5 protein-coding genes are annotated in these 17,710 nt (G+C 59.0%); all 5 read left to right on the top strand.

Annotated features, from left to right (window positions below):
* Positions 1-268 precede the first annotated feature (268 nt).
* The 5 genes from ACHEXK_RS07685 to ACHEXK_RS07665 all read left to right on the top strand — a co-directional run bounded on the left by ACHEXK_RS07685 (position 269) and on the right by ACHEXK_RS07665 (position 17,690).
* A complete protein-coding gene (locus ACHEXK_RS07685; protein ID WP_416544907.1) occupies positions 269-2,902 on the top strand; it encodes a cadherin repeat domain-containing protein in 2,634 nt (877 codons plus the stop codon).
* A gap of 151 nt (positions 2,903-3,053) precedes the next feature.
* Positions 3,054-12,041 (top strand): beta strand repeat-containing protein, encoded by an 8,988-nt coding sequence (locus tag ACHEXK_RS07680; RefSeq protein ID WP_416544905.1) that lies wholly within the window; start codon positions 3,054-3,056, stop codon positions 12,039-12,041.
* An 854-nt stretch (positions 12,042-12,895) separates the two neighbouring features.
* The gene (locus tag ACHEXK_RS07675; RefSeq protein WP_416544903.1) at positions 12,896-15,076 is read left to right on the top strand and encodes an ATP-binding cassette domain-containing protein; all 2,181 of its coding nucleotides are present in this window, start codon (positions 12,896-12,898) and stop codon (positions 15,074-15,076) included.
* A 58-nt stretch (positions 15,077-15,134) separates the two neighbouring features.
* Positions 15,135-16,325, top strand: a complete 1,191-nt coding sequence (locus tag ACHEXK_RS07670) for an HlyD family efflux transporter periplasmic adaptor subunit (RefSeq protein WP_416544901.1) — start codon at positions 15,135-15,137, stop codon at positions 16,323-16,325.
* Between the two features lie 3 nt (positions 16,326-16,328).
* Positions 16,329-17,690 carry a TolC family protein gene (locus tag ACHEXK_RS07665; RefSeq protein ID WP_416544899.1) on the top strand — a complete coding sequence of 454 codons (1,362 nt, stop codon included), beginning with the start codon at positions 16,329-16,331 and terminating at the stop codon, positions 17,688-17,690.
* The last annotated feature ends 20 nt before the right edge of the window (positions 17,691-17,710 follow it).

Here is a 17,710-nt window from a genome sequence, read left to right as displayed (position 1 = left end):
TGCTGGATAGTCACTAAACTTAACTAGTTAATATGGATGTAAATAAATATTTTTTTAAATAAAATAGGTAATTTAATCCGCCCCTACTTTTGTTTTGACAAACGCACCAACACCACAAGCGCCTCCCCCCAGTCCTTTGCAGCCTTTATTGCAAAAGCGCGCAAACTCCTTTCGAACAGTCCCCGGTAAATCTGCTCGGCAAGGGCAAACGGTGGTTGATTTTGCGCTCACCGCAGAGCCTGTGATTCGCCTTCGTGCCGAGCCCGGCATGAGTTACAGCTTGACCGACCCGGTCACCGGCAAGGTCATCGAGCCCCAAAAAGTACGTCAAAACCAAGGCGTTTTGGAAATCACATTGCCGGATGATCGATTGGTGCTGCTCGATGATTTTTTCATCGATGGCCTCGGTGTTGAGGGTGAGCCTTTGCTGCGGGCACAGGCTGAGTTTGTTTTTTACACAGGTCCAGGGGCGACGCCCTATTGGGTGGTGGACCCATTGGCGAATTTGTCCGGGTGGACGCTGGACTCGGTCACCCCCATTTGGCCCAGTCAAGACCGCTTGGGTGTGCCGCAGTGGATGAATGCACAAGGCCTGAGTTCATCGGCGCTGATTGCCCCTCCAGCGGGCGGCCTGGTGTTGGAGGCTGCATTGGGCTCTGAGCTCTTTGGGGCCTTGGGCGGTTTGGGTTTGGCCGCCGCAGCAGGTGTCAGTGGGGGCGGGGGAGGGGGGGCACAGCCGCCCGTATTCACCAGCAGCAACCGGGTGAATGTGGATGAAAATTCGTCTACCAGTTTGGATGTCTACACCGCAGCCGCCACTGCAGGCGCTGGAAAAACCATCACCTACAGCATCAGCGGGCCAGATGCAGCACGTTTTACATTCAACCCCATCTCGAAAAGAGTCACTTTCAACGCCGTACCGGACGCCGATGCACCCCGCGATGCTGGGGGCGACAACGTCTACAACTTCACGGTGACCGCCACAGATTCTGGGGGCCTGCAATCCACGCAATCGGTGCTTGTGACCGTGCTTGATTTGCCTGACCAAGCGCCCATCTTCATCAGTGGCAACACCTTGACCGTTGCAGAAAACACAGCCGTGTCGAGCGCGCTCTTGACGGTCAATGCCACACCCGACGTGGCGGGCAAGGCCATCACCTACAGCCTGGGCGGCGTTGACGCCGACAAATTCACATGGGACCCGTTGACGCGAGCGTTGCGCTTTAACAGCATCCCTGACCACGAAGCGCCGGGCGATAGCGCTGGAGGCAGCGCAGTGGCCGGCGACAACATCTACGAATTGCTCATCACAGCCGCCGAAGAGGGCAATGTTCAGACAGCCAGCCAAACCATCACCCTCATCGTCACCGACTTGCCGGACTCGCCACCCGTGATCGTGGGCGGGGCGGCAGTGCCAATGCGGTTGGCTGAAAACGTCCTCACCAGCATTCCCGTGTACACCGTGTCGGCGACGCCGGATGTGTTTGGCAACAGCATCCGGTACAGCTTGAAAGGAGACGACGCTGCGTTGTTCCGTATCAACGCCAGCGGCGAAGTCACTTTCCAAGCTTCACCTGATTTTGAAGATCCGAAAGATGTGGGCACAGACAACGTCTATCACCTGGTCATCGATGCCATGGAAACCGCCAACGGTGTAGACACCCGCAACCAAAGCAGCCAGGCCCTCCGCATCGAGGTGACCGATGTCGGTGATGCCTTGATTTTCACCAGCCCCTCGGCCGTCTCGGTGTCAGAAAACCATACCCATACAAGCTACACGGCCGCTGCATTGATCGATTCGCAATCGGTCACTTACCGCTACACATTGGGGCAAGGTGGCGATGAAGGCCTTTTTAACCTGAACCCTGTCACCGGGGTGTTGACCTTCCGAAATGCCCCCGACTATGAAAACCCGTTGGACGGCTCAAGCGACAATGTTCACGATGTGCAGGTCATTGCCACTTCGACGCGCAGCTTGGCCGATGGCACAGTGGACATCCAAACGGCCATTCAAACCGTGCAGGTGACGGTCACGGATGTGGGTCAACAGCCCATGCCCACGTCGGCCTTGGGTGGTGTGCAGCACCTCGACGTCCAAAGTGATGTGGTCATCAACTTTGCTGCGGCGGTCAACTTGACTTCCAACAACGCACTGAACATTCGCATCGTGTGTGACAGCGCGAATGCACGCAGCTTTGCCATCGCACTCACGGACACCCGTCAAGTCAGCTTGAGTGCCGACGGTTTGAGCTTGGTCATCAACCCCATGGGTGACTTGGACTTTGGTAGCCAATACCACATTGAGGTTGACGCTGGCGCCTTCATCAGTCGGGCCGACCCATCGGGGACCCCACCGTCATTCGCCTACAGCAACCTGGCCACCTTCTCGACTGTGGCGCCCTCCCGAGCGGGCACTGCCTCGCAAAAAATGACCAGCACTGGCGCTCTGGTGGGCAGCCAAACCTACATGGACATCACGGGCGTGGGCGATGCCAATGCCGTGGACACCCGCATTGACATGGGCACCGGCAACATCACCTTGGTTTACAAAGACGGCAACCCCCTGGGCGGTACCGCCAACACCACCGGTCTTGGGACAGGGGCCATTGGCTTCAACTTGCAAGTCAAAAATTGGGCTCAGAGCGATTTCCTGTATTTTGACGACCCGTTTTCAGGGCCCAACAGCCTCAGTGCCAACCTCACCGAGAGTTTCGGCGGGTTGCAAGACGGCAACATTTTCAACAATTCGGCCACGGCGGCCACCCAAGTGCCCAACTTTGTGGGCCTGTTGCAAATCGATCCTGGCGACTCAGGCCATGCCTGGATTGGTTTCGGCGTCGCCTCTCCAGGCTATGGCGGTCTGGATGGTGTCGCCTTTAAAAACACGGTCATTTCAGGCTAAATGGTTCATTGCAAATGATGTGAATTGCAAATTTTTGCAATACTTTAATACCTATTTTTTGCGATGACTTTGTGATTCAAAAAGATTCAAACTCAACAAGTTCTATGCGCTTTTTTGCGCATTTTTCTTTTGTCACTCACAAGGGTCTTTCATGACGACTGTCAATTCCACTTACATCTTCTCTGCCAATGCCACGGACCGCCGCCAGCTTGATTTGATGAATGTCCAGTTAAACAGCGCCTTGCTGGGCTTTGTGAACCAGTCGACCACCGTGGTGGGTACGGCTTTGGTGGATGCGGTGTATGCACGCGCTGGGGTGAGTGTGGACTTCACCGGTAGCGCTGCAGGCGTGGACACCTTGTTCCTCGATGGCTACTTGGCCGACTACAACATCGCCGTGGCCGGCAGCGTCTTGACCTTGTCACGTGGGGCATCTGGCAGCACGCCTGCCAGCACTTACAAACTCAAATTTGATGGCATTCCGGCCCATGACGATGCCGTTGTCTTTGCAGATGGTGCCACCACGGTTTTGGCTTTGACGCAATCCGCATCCACCCCGGTGGTGCTCAACCCAGCCCAAACCTCCTTGTCTGCCCCGTCAATTTTGGCCACCCCGGCCAGCACCACCGAATCGATGCGTGTGCGCTTGGATACGGGGTCCACCGTCATCGCGACGGTGACCGATCCCCTGATGTTCATCGCGGGTTCATCGTCGGTCGATGTGGTGTATGTCAATGCCGGCTCACAAGTCGACGCCCGAGGCTTGGGGGGGAGCGTTGACCAAATTTACCTGACGGGCAATTGGTCCGACTACTCCAAGACCCTGGTGGGCAGGGCCATCGAGTTCACCCGCACGGTGGGGGGCAATACCGAGCGCGTGGTGGTTGCTGCGGGCACAGGTTTGCTCAATGACCAAGTGTTTTTTGCCGACGGCAGCATCTACACCAACACGGCCCTGAACGCCATCAAGCTTTTGCCCAACCCGGGAGCGATTGCAGCGCTGACCTTAACGGCGGCCGGCGGTCAAGAAGGTGCCAATGCGGCCAAGACGCCGATCGCCACATTGGCCAAACCCACCATCACCGCCATCAGCAACGACACAGCCGCGGCCGATTTCACCACCAGCAACCCCAGCCAAACCATCACCGGCACTTATGTCGGTTCTCTGCGTGCAGGCGACAAAATCCAAGTGCAAGTGGGCGCCTCGGGCAATTGGCAAGATGCGGCGGTCACCGCCACCAGCCCCTTGGGTGGCACTTTCAGTTTGGCCGGTGTGACGCTCACGACAGCCAGCACCGTGGTCAATGCCCGTACGGTGGGCCTGGAGTCCAACTGGGCGGCCAGCGTCTCGGGCACCACCAACAACACCAACTACGCTGGCGCCACCGTCACCGTCACCTTGGACACCGACACCCCCACCGGCACGCTGTTGTCGGCAGGCGCAGGCTTGGCCGCTGACGCCTACGCCAACGACGTCGAAACCAACGTATCGCTCGAGATCAGCACAGCCGATTTGAAGGTGGGTGACACGGTTCAACTTCAGGTCGCTGGTGCCAATGTGGGCGGCTCTTTTCGGGTCACACAGGCGCATTTGAATGCGGGCAAATTGACGGTTTCAGTGGCGAGAAGCGACTTGGTAGAGGGCCCCAACAGCGTGACGGCTGTCTTCACCGACGTTGCAGGCAACTCCAGCACCAGCCAGGTCTATGCGCTGACCCGCGACACCCGAGTGCCCACCATCCAGGCGGCCGTGTTGTCGCCGGCAGACGCACAGGGTGTGCCGTTCACTGGGGTGGCCAACGATTCTTACCTCAACAGGGTCGAAACAACGTCCTTGATCAAGGTCTCGGCGACGCCGGGCACCACGGGTTTTGCCTTGGGCGACACGGTCAATGTCTACAACGGTGCCACCCTGGTCGGCACCGCAGTGGCGGATGCGGCAGCCGTGAACAGCGGCGATGTTTATGTCTCCGTGCGCAAGACCGATTTGGGCGCCGATGGCCTCAAAACCCTGAGTGTGGTGGCCAGCGATGCGGCAGGCAACACCAGCACCGCCCCCGCGCCAGTGCTCGTGACGGTGGACACCCAAATCCCAACACCTGTGCTGAGGATCGCGTCCACAGACGCTTTAGGCGCGCCCTTGGTGCAGGACAATTTGATGGGCCCATCAGAGACCGAAGTGGTGTTGGTTGTGGAATCCTCCTCCACGGGCGCCGTTTTCAAGGCGGGTGATGTGGTGCAACTGGTCGCAGTGACCTCGGCTGCAGGTGTGACCCCGGTGACCACCACAGCTTTGCTGCATGCCAATGGCGCGCCTTATGCGCCGGTCACCATTGCCTTAGACGGCGGCAAAGCCTATTTCAATTTCTTGAAAGCCGACTTGCCGATCGGCAACATCACCTTGCAAGCCCAGATCAACGATGTGGCGGCCAACAATGCCGTTTCCGGCCTGGTCACCCTCACCACCCCTTTGACCATCACCAACGCCGCCATGGTGGCCGGCAACGTCACGGCCCTGGATGTCCATGCCGACATCGTGCTGATCGCCAGCGCCGCGCTCGACCCTGTGGGTATGGCGGGCAAGTTCATCACGTTCACCAACACGGCGGTCACTGCAGGCTATCAAGCCGAGGCCCGGGTCAACAGTTTCAGGGTGGACGTGACCGACACCCGTTTTGTGCGCTTTGACGCAGCCCACCCTGAACGCATCATTGTCCAACCGCCGTTTGACTTTGACTTTGGCAACAGCTACACCATCACCATCGATGCGGGCGCATTTCAAGTTCCCGGTGGCGCTTTTTCCAGTTTGGCGGTCACGCCGGTCGATGCACTCGATTTCAGCACGGTGTCTGTGACCGGCACCAGCGTGGCCACCGCCAACCAAGGACAAACCCTGAATGCCGACGGCACCGTGAATGCAGTGGGCAAGAAGTGGATCAATGTCGATGGCCTTGGCGACCCGGATGCGGCTGCCGTGGCCCTGGATTTGGCCGGTGCCGACCACGCCTTGGTGCTGCTGGACCGCAATGCAGCGGGTGCTTTGCCCATGGTCAATGACGGTGTGGGCGCATTGGGCACCCACCTGGATGTGACCAACTGGGGCGCGGGCGACCTGATCTACGTCGATGACCAAGCCAACAACTTGGCTGCGCTCAACCAACAGGCCAAAACCCAGGTGATCGAGGGCTACACCGCCAGCAGCTTGCAAACCGTCTGGTTTGATGCCAGCGGCGGCACCAACAAGCAAGCGCAAATCAACATCAACTCTTTGGAAGGTGGTGGCTCAACGCTGACAGAGGCGCAATTGCTGGCCCAAATCAACATCGGCAACAGCCGCTATGGCACGGCTGTGACGGTTGCTCGCACCGACACGGTCAGTGCCAACCCGGCCCTGGTGGGCAACGACGTGGATGCCAATCACCCGGCCATCATCACCGCCACTGGCCTTTTCCGTTTGGGTGACCAAGTGGACTTGGTGATTTATGACGGTGCTGGACAAGTCGTCACACTGAACACCCCCGTGCCCCCGTATGCCGTCAACCCCACAGACGTGAACAATGGCTTTGCCCACATCGCTGTCCCCAGCTTTGCGGGCTTGAGCAACGGGCAGACCTATTACGTGTCCACCAAGGTCACAGACCAAGACGCTGCGGTCACCTTTTCACCGGCCATTTCGCTGACTTACCGCAACAGTGTGAGCGCTCCGGTGCTGGGTCTGGGTGCCGCCTCCAATGACTTGACCCTAGACATGGTGGAAACCGGCATTTCCTTGCATGTGGCGGGCAATGCCTTGAGCATGGGCGACAGGATCGAACTGCAATTGGGCGGTGGCACCATCACCACCGGCATCACGGCTGGCAGCAGCACCATCACAGCCGGGGTGATCACCGTTGGGGCCTACGAGTTGGCCAATGGCATCACCTGGACAGTGGCCAAGGCCTCTTTGCCCAACTACCAAAACAGCGTCACGGTCAAAGTGACCGACGTTGTGAACAACACCGCCAACAGCAATCCCCTGGTGGTGGAAGTGCCGGCCTATGTGGGCATCAGCGGCGTGGTGGGTGCAGGCCCTGTTTTGGCCGGTAACGACTTGGTGGCCAAAGCCTACGACACGAGTGGCAACCTGTTGGGTGAAGACAGCTCGGTGGACGCAGTCGGCGGTTACACCCTCCATGTGCGTGCCGATTACACAGGACCGCTCCTGATTGAAATCACCAGCCAAGGTGGGGCCAATGACTTCATGGACGAGAACACAGTGAGTGCCACGAACCTGGACGGCTACACACTGCGTGCTGTCACCACCGTCACGGCAGACCCTTCATTGTCTGCAGGTGCTGTGGCCGCCACCCCCATCACCGCCAACGTCACCTCATTGACCGACTTGGCCGCCCAAAAGGTCTTGGGCAGCAACGCCCAATTGATGTCCGGTTTGTCCCCGGCAGCGGTCACGGCCATCAATGCCGAGGTGAGTCTGCAATTCCTGGGCGTCAACAGCGACGTCACCACCTTGGTGCCGTCTTTCACAGTGGACACGGCAGGTCAGAGCACCGCCAGCAATGCTGACCGCTACGGCCAAGTGCTCAAGCAATTGTCTGATCTGGCGGCCACGAACGGCGGCAACATCAATGCCGCACAAGCGGTGGTGGCTGCCCAAATCAATTGGTCACCCGCAGCACCGGCCACCCCCTTGGTTTTGGGCTCGGGTGCTCAGCAAGTGGCCCTGTTGGCCAAAGTGGCCCTGAATGCCGATGCTGCCAGCCCTCAAACGGGCGCCAACTTGTTGACGGTGCAAGACCTGAGCGACTTGGGCGTGGCTCATGTTGCAAACTTGACCGCCCCACGGCAGGCCCAATTGATTGCCGAGATTGTGGCGGGCAACACGGCCACAGTGGGCTCGGTGGCTGCATTGCAGCAATTGAGCAACCAAGTCACCAGCATGGGCCGGATTTTGGATCTGGCCGATGGCGTGAGTGCACCCCTTCCAACCCCCGCCGATTACGCTACTGTGGGCATCAACGGTGTCACGGCCATCAACTTGGCGGCGGTCAACTCACGGGTTGCGGCTTCCTCTTCAACGGACTTACCCAACGTGACCGATGTGACGACTGTGGTCAATGCGGGTGTGACCGCCAATACAGCCGCATTGGCCAAACTGGCGTCGTTTGACGGTACAGTCAGCGTGCCGACGGTGGCTGATTATGTGGACGCCGGTGTGACCGGCGTCACAGCGCAGAACCTGGGTGCGGTCAACGCCCGTCTGGCCACTGCCACGCCAGGCGATTCCGCAAACACCAGCTTGGTCCAGACCATTGCCACCGATGGTGCTGCGGCGCATGAGCAGGCGTTTAGTCTTGCCGTCAACTATGGCATTGATGCCTCCGTCAACGCTGCGCCCACGGTGAGCCATTTGCAGGACTTGGGCGTGGTGGGTGTGAGCACAGCCTCATTGGAAGCCGTCAAAACACTGCTGCCGCAACTTGGGTTGTCATCCACGACCACGCCGACTGCTTTGACCACGCAAATCACCAATGCGGTCTTGCCCAGCCTGCAGCCCTCTCAGGCTGCAGACATCACCCCTGCGCAAATGGCCGCACTCTCGCCATTGCAAGTTGCGAATTTGCCCGCGACGGTGATGAGCAGCCTGAGCCCAGCGGCGCTGAAAGCCCTGAACGCGGACCAGCTGACAGCACTCACGGGTGATCAAGTCGCCCAATTGGACACCACGCAGCTCAACGCCCTGTCGCCAGAGCAGTTGGCCATTGTCAAACCCCCAGCCCCTGTGTTGACACTGGGTACGGGTGTGTCAGATGGCGCGACGGCCGCCGAGGCCATTCACAGTGGTGGTGCAGTCTCCGTGAACTCCAAACTGGGCAGCACAACGTTGGTGACCTTCACCGACAGCTGGGGGGGCAGCGTCAGCAAAAGCATCCAAGGAAACGGTTCGGTCCAAGCGGTGGTCCTGAGTGCCAACGACTTGGGGACAGGCGCGAACAAACTGGCGGACGGCGTCATCACGGTCACCGCAGTGGCTACCGACGCGGCAGGCAAGCCCAGCAATGTGGGAACAACCAGCTTCAATCTGGACACCTTGCTCCCTGCCGCTCCCGCATTGGTTCTGGGGAACGGCGTGGCCAACGGCGCGATCAGCGCAGAAGCCACAGATGGCAACGGCGTGGTCACTGTCAACGCAGAAAGCGGTGCCAGCACGCGGGTGACATTCACCGACAGCCAAGGCAACAGTGTCACCAAGCAGCTGACGGGTTCAGGTGGACCGCAAGCGGTCATTTTGCTGCCTGGCGACTTGGGGACTGGCCCGAACCAACTCGTGGATGGCCTCATCACAGTGACTGCAGTGGCCACCGATGCGGCTGGCAACCCGGGCAGCACGGGTCAGAGCAACTTCACCTTGGACAGCGCCGCAGCCACCCTCAGCAGCAGCAACGCGCCCGTCACGGCCTTGACCACCATCGCCGGCACGGCGGGCAACAGCGCCGGCGAGACGGTGGTGCTGACGGTGACCTTTGATGGTCCCGTCAACGGTTTGACCCAGGGCACCGCCGACACCACGGTTTTCCTGTTGGCAGGCACGGGGGGCGTGAACGCCACCTGGGGCGGGGCCAATGGCAGCGCCACGCGCACGCTCACCTACACGATTTTGGCGGGACAAAACGGTCAAGTCAGCATCGATGAGGCGGCGCTTCAAAACGTTTTGACGGCCAACATCACCGACGTGGCTGGCAATGCATTCACCTACACCGCCAACAGCGGCACGATTCCCAACATCGATACCACCCCACTGCCTGTGGTGGACACCACACCACCTGCTGGAGCGACGGGCATGGTCTTCACCCGTGTCCCCTCAGGTGTGGGTGACTCCAACACGGCCGATGCCGTCACCGCCGTCAGTTCGGGTGATGTGGTGTTCAGCTACTTTGGCAGTGACCTGGCCAATGATGAGAAGTTCCAGTACAGCGTGAATGGCGGCAACACCTGGTCCGACGTGCCCACAGTCGATGTGGACTCCTCGGCCAACACGGTCACGGTGGCGGGCTTGTCATTCACGTCCAGTCCAACGGTGCAACTGCGAGCGGTTGACGCTGCTGGTAACGCCGCGACCCTGGCTCAGCAGACCATCACCTACGACGTCCTCGCCACCCTCAGCAGCAGCAACGCGCCCAGCACGGCCTTGACCACCATCGCCGGCACGGCGGGCAACAGCGCCGGCGAGACGGTGGTGCTGACGGTGACCTTTGATGGTCCCGTCAACGGTTTGACCCAGGGCACCGCCAACAACACGGTTTTCCAGTTGGCAGGCACGGGGGGCGTGAACGCCACCTGGGGCGGGGCCAATGGCAGCGCCACGCGCACGCTCACCTACACGATTTTGGCGGGACAAAACGGTCAAGTCAGCATCGATGAGGCGGCACTTCAAAACGTTTTGACGGCCAACATCACCGACGTGGCTGGCAATGCATTCACCTACACCGCCAACAGCGGCACGATTCCCAACATCGATACCACCCCACTGCCTGTGGTTGACACGACTGCCCCTGTTTTGGGTCCACAAGCCGCAAGCGCCTCGGTGACTTCCAATGTTTTTGATGGGGCCGTGCCCAGTGGTTCAGGGACAGCGCGCCAGTTGGTGACGACATTTGGTTCGTCCATCGATGACTTCACCATGTCAGCATGGGTCCGACTAGAAAACCATGGCTCACAAGCTTGGCAATCGGTATTCGGTTCCAGCAACAACCAATATTTAGTTCATATGGATGGCGCAAACTCCAACACATTGGTGTTTGGAAGAGATGTTTATACCGTGGCACCTACTTTCAACACGTGGCAACATTTTGCGGTTACCGTGGACTCGCAGGGTGTGGGTCGTTTTTATATCGATGGCGTACAAAGAGGCACCAAGTCGGGCATGACCGTGTCGGGCCTCACTTCATTGACGATGGGTGGGCCTTCTGGCGCCAGTTCGGTTGGGGCGAACGATATTTATCGCGGTCTGTACAACCAGGTCAAAATTTTTGATCGGGCTTTGTCGGCCTCGGAAGTGGTGTCGCTGGCAGACGATTCAACCGATACGGCCGCGACGGGTTTGCTGGCTTACTATGACGCTGGCGGCATGGCCACTGGTTCGGTCTCGGCTGTGACCAACTTTGCCAACTCTGCTGAAAGGGCTGCCAACCAGGTGACCACGTCGGTCACGTCAGCGCAGTTGAGCGTGATCTCGCACAGTGGATACAGCGGCACCTTGCTGACGCGTTTGGATTTGCAAACGGCCAGCGACGACGGCAGCAGCAGCTCGGACGACATCACCACCATCACCACACCCACGGTCAACGTTCTGGAGCTGAACGGTTTGCCCTTTGCCGTGGGCGATGTGATCCGCTTGGTCGATACAAGCTTTGGCAACGCTGTATTGGCCACTCGCACGGTGGGATCGAATGATTTGTCGAGCGGGGTTTGGAACGCTGGCACACTGTCCATGACGGTGGGTTCGGCATTGTCGATTGGCGTGCACAAACTGCAAATTCAGCGACAGGACAGTGCCGGTAATGTCTCGGCAACTGCAGGACAGCAGTTGTCCGTGGACGTGCGTGCAGTTGCCCCGGTGGCTTTGGACTTGAGCGGCGACGGTCAAATCACTTACACCGCCACCGCGTTGGACATCAACCTGGACGGTCAAACCGCGCACAGCGGTTGGGTGGGTGGTCAAGACGGTTTGCTTTTCTGGGACAAGTTCGGCGACGGCAGTCTGCGCGAGACGGGGCAGTACCAGTTTGCGCTGCGTGCGGGTCAAACCGACTTGCAAGGCTTGGCAGAGGTTTTTGACAGCAACCAAGACGGCCTGTTCAGTGCAGCCGATGCGTCCTTTGGCGACTTCAAGGCTTGGGTGGATGCCGACCAAAACGGCGTGAGCAGCGCCAGTGAATTGCGCAGCTTGGCCGAGCTGGGCATCCAGAGCCTGCAGTTGCACAGTGACGGGGTGCCGCTGCAGCCCCATGCCTTGGTGCAGGTGCAGGGCAGTGCCACGGCGCAGTTGAGCAACGGCTACACGATGCTGGTGCACGATGCCATGTTTCTCACACAGCTGATGTTGGACGCCAGCCCATCTCACCCCATCATTCCAGCCTGATGTCGCGTTGAAAATGGCCCACCGTGCTGACGGGTGAGGCCAAACAGATGGCAGACAGCGGAATCGCCCGAGCGTTGGTTCCGTGGCGTCTCGGTCGGGCCCATCCGGCCGGCGGGAAGTTCTGCACCCCAGCGGGCGTGCAGAATTCGCTCGTTGGCTGGGGGCAACTCCAAACCAAGACGCCCCAACGAGGGCACATGTCCGGCTGACCTGCGCAGTCCTATCGTTGGCGCCTGGCGTGACCCCGACTCGACCATGCCCTTGGCGGCGTCGGTGTACGGCTGGATCCCCATGCGGGCCCAAGGCCCTTGCAGGCATCACGAGGGCCAAGGTGGGCGAACCGCCATGTCCTGTTGGGCGCATGGCTTGGCCGAGACGGCTTCGTTCGCGCGGACCTGGCGCCGACCTGCCCACGTGGATCGCGTGCGGACAAACGGGCTTGCAAGTGAGCTTCAATTTCCCCCAAGCCCGTGCAGGTCGGGGCGGGCGGCGGCCGCCCCATCCCCTTTTTGCGGGACTTTTGAAGCCGGTTTCAGGACATGGGCGGTGCAACAACTGCAGGAACTTAATTCCTGATTGAGCATGTTGCCAACCAATCGGCGCTCCAAATCAAAACATACTCACTAGAGAACAAAAGTACTGACTAGCTAGTGAGTGACCACACTCGCAATCGAATACCCGTTCAAACCGCCTTGAATTGAAAAATGGGTGCTTGGGGCGGTGGGGCCTTACCTCAACGATGCGGGTCGCCGTGGCGGCTCGAGGGGAGGCGGGTGCGCAAAGTCAATGGGGCCGTTTGCGCTTGTTCATGGCTTGTGAACAAGCACAAGGGATGGCTTCAGCAGCGGTATTTAATGGCTTCAAAAAAGAAAGAAATTGATTTGTCAGACCACACCAAATCCATGCGTTGGGCTTTTCGCAGATTGGCCCAGGCACAAGCCACAAAGCTGGACACGCTGCGTTTGGACAGCGCCTTGGAAGGGATGCCAGCGGAACTTTCTCGTCAACAACGACTGGCCGTGGTGTGCGCCAAAATGGGTTTTGAAACGCCGCGATGGCAGGGCGAGCCAGATGCCGCTCACTGCCCCTTTTTAGCGCATTTGGATGACGGGACTTGGGTGGTTGTTCAGCAGCAGCTGCCCAATGGCCATTGGCGCGTGTCAACGCCAGACGGCAACCTCACGGTCTCCGCCGCCCAATTGGCAGACCGTTGTGCCGTGGTCCACATTCGGTCACTGCGCATGGCCTTGGGCCTGTCGGCTTTGTTCGGAGAGGGCCAAGAGGGTTTCTTGGGGTTGATTTACCAAACCTTGCGCATGTACCGACGCGATCTGTTGGAGGCCTGTGCGGCATCTTTGTTCATTGGTCTCCTGGCACTGGCCACTTCGCTGTTTTCCATGCAGGTCTATGACCGGGTCATTCCCACTCGGGGTGAGCAAACCTTGTGGGTCTTGTCGACCGGTGTTTTGCTGACCATTGGCCTGGAGCTGTGGATCAAGATGGCACGATCCAAATTGATGGACCATGTGGTGGTGGGTTTGGATGGCCGTTTGTCACGTGACATTTTTGCGCGTTTGCTGCAGTTGCGCGTGGACCAGTTGCCAGCGTCTGTGGGATCGCTGGCAGGGCAAATCAGAGGTTACGAGCAAGTGCGAGGGTTTTACACAGCCAGCACCTTGTTCACACTGATTGATCTGCCTTTGGCGCTGTTTTTTGTGGTGGTCATCATGGTGGTGGGGCACCCCATCGTTGCCCTGGTGCCCTTGATGTTTGGTGCGTTGGCCTTTTGGATGGGCCTGGCCATGCGCACCCGCATCATGCGCCAAGCCGTTGACGGTGCAGCCCTCTCCAACCTGAAAACGGGCCTGTTGGTGGAAGCGGTGGAGGGCATGGAAACCATCAAGGCAGGTTCTGGTCATTGGAAATTTTTGTCGCGTTGGATGGGTGTCAATCAAGAAACCATTCTGAGTGATTTGCGCATGCGCACACTCAATGACAGTGTGGGCTATGTGGCCGCCTCCCTCCAACAGCTCAGCTATGCGGCCTTGGTGGTGGCTGGCGCTTGGGTGTTGATGCAAGGGCAGATGACCATGGGGGCTTTGATCGCTTGTTCCATCTTGAGTGGTCGTGTGTTGTCGCCCATCTTGGCCTTGCCTGGTTTGCTTGTGCAGCATGCGCACGCCAAGGCTGCACTGGAGAGTTTGGAGGCCCTTTACCGTTTGAAGGTGGACAACCAAGACAGCCACCAGGTCTTGGTGCCCGAGCACATCAAGGGTCGTTTTGAGCTGATGGATGTGAAGTTCGCCTACGGCGATCACCCCGCAGCCCTGGTCGTACCCACGTTTCGTTTGGAGCCGGGTGAGCGGGTGGTGGTGTTGGGGCCCATCGGTTCCGGCAAATCCACACTGCTGCGTTTGCTCAGTGGTTTGTACCAACCCCAGTCGGGTCGTGTGTTGCTTGACGGGCTGGACATGGCGCACATCCACCGCCAAGTGGTCAGTCAGCACGTGGGGTATTTGCAGCAGGAACACCGTTTGTTTCAGGGCACCTTGCGCGAGAACTTGCTGGTGGGTCTGCCTGACCCGGGGGATGACGCCATTCAGGACGCCATGGAACGCACGGGGATGAGTCAATTTGTGGCCATGCACCCCAAAGGATTGGATCGGTCCATATCCGAAGGCGGCAAAGGTTTGTCGGGTGGACAGAAGCAATTGTTGGCCTTCACGCGTGTGATTTTGACCAACCCCGATGTGATGCTGCTGGACGAACCGACTGCCACGATGGACGAAGACCAAGAGCGCGCCTGTTTGCGTGTGTTGGCTCACGCAGCCCAACAGGGCAAAACGATGGTCATCGTGACCCACAAACCGAGTTTGCTGCCTTTGGCCACACGCCTGGTGGTGGTGGTGGGTTCCGGCCTTGTTCTGGACGGCCCCAAAGACACGGTGTTGGCCGAGTTGACGCGCCGAGGCAAAACCAAGCCCACACCTTCGCACGGCATGGCCTTGGCGCCTTCACCGGCGGTAGCGGCCTGAGCCGAGCGGATCGGCCTTGCTGGATGTGGATTCACCCTCACTTTCATTGCTTGTCACCATGAAATTCACTGCACCGTCACAACCGGGTCACCTGCTGGGCGATCTGGCCCCGCCAAGGGGTGCACGCAGAACCTTGCGTGTGATCCTGTTGGCATTGGTTGCGCTCATCACTTGGGCTGCAGTCGCGCATGTGGACCAAGTGACGAGGGCCCCTGCCCAGCTGATTGTGTCCGCCAGAACCCAGCTGGTACAGAGCGCGGACGGTGGCGTGGTCACCCGTTTGCATGTCCAGGAGGGTGATCGCGTCACAGCGGGTCAGTTGCTCGTGACCTTGCAAAAAGAGCGCGCCTCTGCGGCTGTGGCGGACAGCGCAGCCAAAGTGGCCGCTTTGAAAATCACTTTGTCACGACTGCAAGCAGAGGTGTATGAGCGTCCCTTGATGTTCGCCAAGGGCTTGCAGAAATATGAAGAATACATTCAAAACCAAAGCGCCTTGTATGACAAAAGAAGAAGCGCATTTTTGGATGACCTCAGCGCTGTCGAGCAAATGCTCCGGCTTGCGCGGGCAGAGTTGGTGATCAACCAGAAATTGGAAGCCACAGGGGATGTCAGCCAAGCAGACCTCTTGCGCCTGCAGCGCATGGTGGCCGATTTGGAAGCCCAAAAAACGAACAAACGCAACAAGTATTTCCAAGACGCGCAAGCTGAAATGACCAAGGCGCAAGAAGAGCTCAACACACAGATTGAGCTGTTGCGTGATCGCAGCCAAGTGTTGGAGCAAACCGAGTTGCTGGCGCCGATGGATGGCGTGGTCAACAACGTCAAAGTCAACACAGTCGGGGGTGTGGTGCGGCCTGGCGACACGGTGTTGGAGTTGCTGCCCGACGCCAATGAGTTGGTGGCTGAGGCCAAGGTGGCCACGGCCGATATCGCTTTTGTGCTTGTGGGTCAAGAGGCGCAGGTGCGGCTGGATGCTTACGATTCCTCGATTTTTGGCAGCATGCGTGGCCAAGTCCGTTACATCAGTCCTGATGTCATTTCTGAAGACACGCGCAATGGCCCTTTTTTGTACTACAGGGTTCGCATCCACATCACGGGCACTGAATTCAAGGGGCCACAGGCGCACCAAATTCAGATGCGCCCTGGGTTGACCGCACAAGTCGATATCAAGGCCCTCGAGCGTTCAGTGCTCAGTTACTTGCTCAAACCTGTGGCCAAGACCTTGAGCCAATCCTTTGGAGAGCGCTGAGCCATGAAATTGACCAGAAAATGGTTCGCCCTCTTCACGAGTGGTGTGGCCTTATGGGGGATGCATTGTGCGGTTCAGTCGCAAGCGCCTGCGGCCGAGCCGCGTGGACCTTGGGCCAGCGCCAACGACAGGGCTGCTGCAATCCTTGGGCCTGAGGCCTTCGATGCCCGTGGCCGCCTGAGCTTGCCCTACCTGATTCAACAAGCCCAACAATTTCACCCGCTCGTCCAAGCGGCGCGATTGGATGTACAAGCCTCCGAGGCCGATCTGCTGGCCACGCAAAGGCAGAAGTGGCCAACCTTCAGCGCCCATCTGGAAAATCGACCGTCTCAGGTGAATACGGCCTACACGCAAATTGTGCGTGTGCAACAAACCTTGTGGGATGCCGGTCGCACAGAGGCGCGCATTGAAGAGGCACAAACCACGCTCGATGCCAATGCGTTGCGGGTCAGCATGGCCGCGATACAGATGGGCGTTCAGGTGGTGAACGCTTGGCAGCAATTTCAAGTGGCCGATGCACGTTTGTCTGTGGCCACGACGGCGATGAATCAGCTGACGTCTTACCGCTTGCAGATGCAGCGCAGGGTGGAGAGCCAAGCGTCTCCTGTCATCGATTTGGAGTTGGCCACTTCCCGTCTTTTTCAAGCCCATGTGGACCAAGTTCAAGCCACCCACAGTCGCCAAATTGCTCTGAATCGGCTGGCACAGTTCACGGGTTTGCGCGAACTCTTTCAACCGGCGTTGCCCGCTGAAGCGGCGCATGATGATCTGACGCACTTTGCGGTGCCGGGTTTGGATTGGCACAGTGCCGCACTGTCGCATCCCAGTGTGCTCAAGGCACAACAAGACAGGCAAGCGGCGCTGCTGCGGCTCAAAGCCAAGCAAGCCGAGCAATTCCCTCAGATCTATGTCCGCTTGGATCGCCCGTTGAATGCGGTGAACAACAGCGCCACCGGTGTCATTGGCTTGAGCTACACACCGGGTGCCGGTCTGGCCACCGGCATTGAGGCCCAGGCATTGGGCCATCGCAGCGCCAGTTTGGCGCAGGCCGTTGAGGCTGCCCAGCGGGACATTGCCGAGGTTTTGTACACCGATCGCCAAGAGTTGGAATCGGCCAAACAACGAATCCAAGTGCTTCGCGCAGCGGTCCGAGGCGCACAGCTGGCCGTGGATTCATTCCATCGCCAATTCGCATCTGGGCGCAAAACTTGGTTGGACTTGTTGAACGCTTCCCGTGAGCTGACACAGAGCCAGTACGCCTTGGCGGACAGCCATGCGGATGTGGCGGCAGCGTGGCATCGCCTTGCGCTGCGTACCGCAGCGTCGGGGGTATTGGTCCCTGTTGGGCCGCCCAAGCCATTTTGAGCCGATGGGTCGCGCGCAGT

It is taken from the genome of Limnohabitans sp. DCL3, from assembly GCF_048019295.1.
In the GTDB taxonomy this organism is placed as follows: domain Bacteria; phylum Pseudomonadota; class Gammaproteobacteria; order Burkholderiales; family Burkholderiaceae_C; genus Limnohabitans_A.
This window is presented reverse-complemented; position numbering and strand designations above follow the sequence as displayed.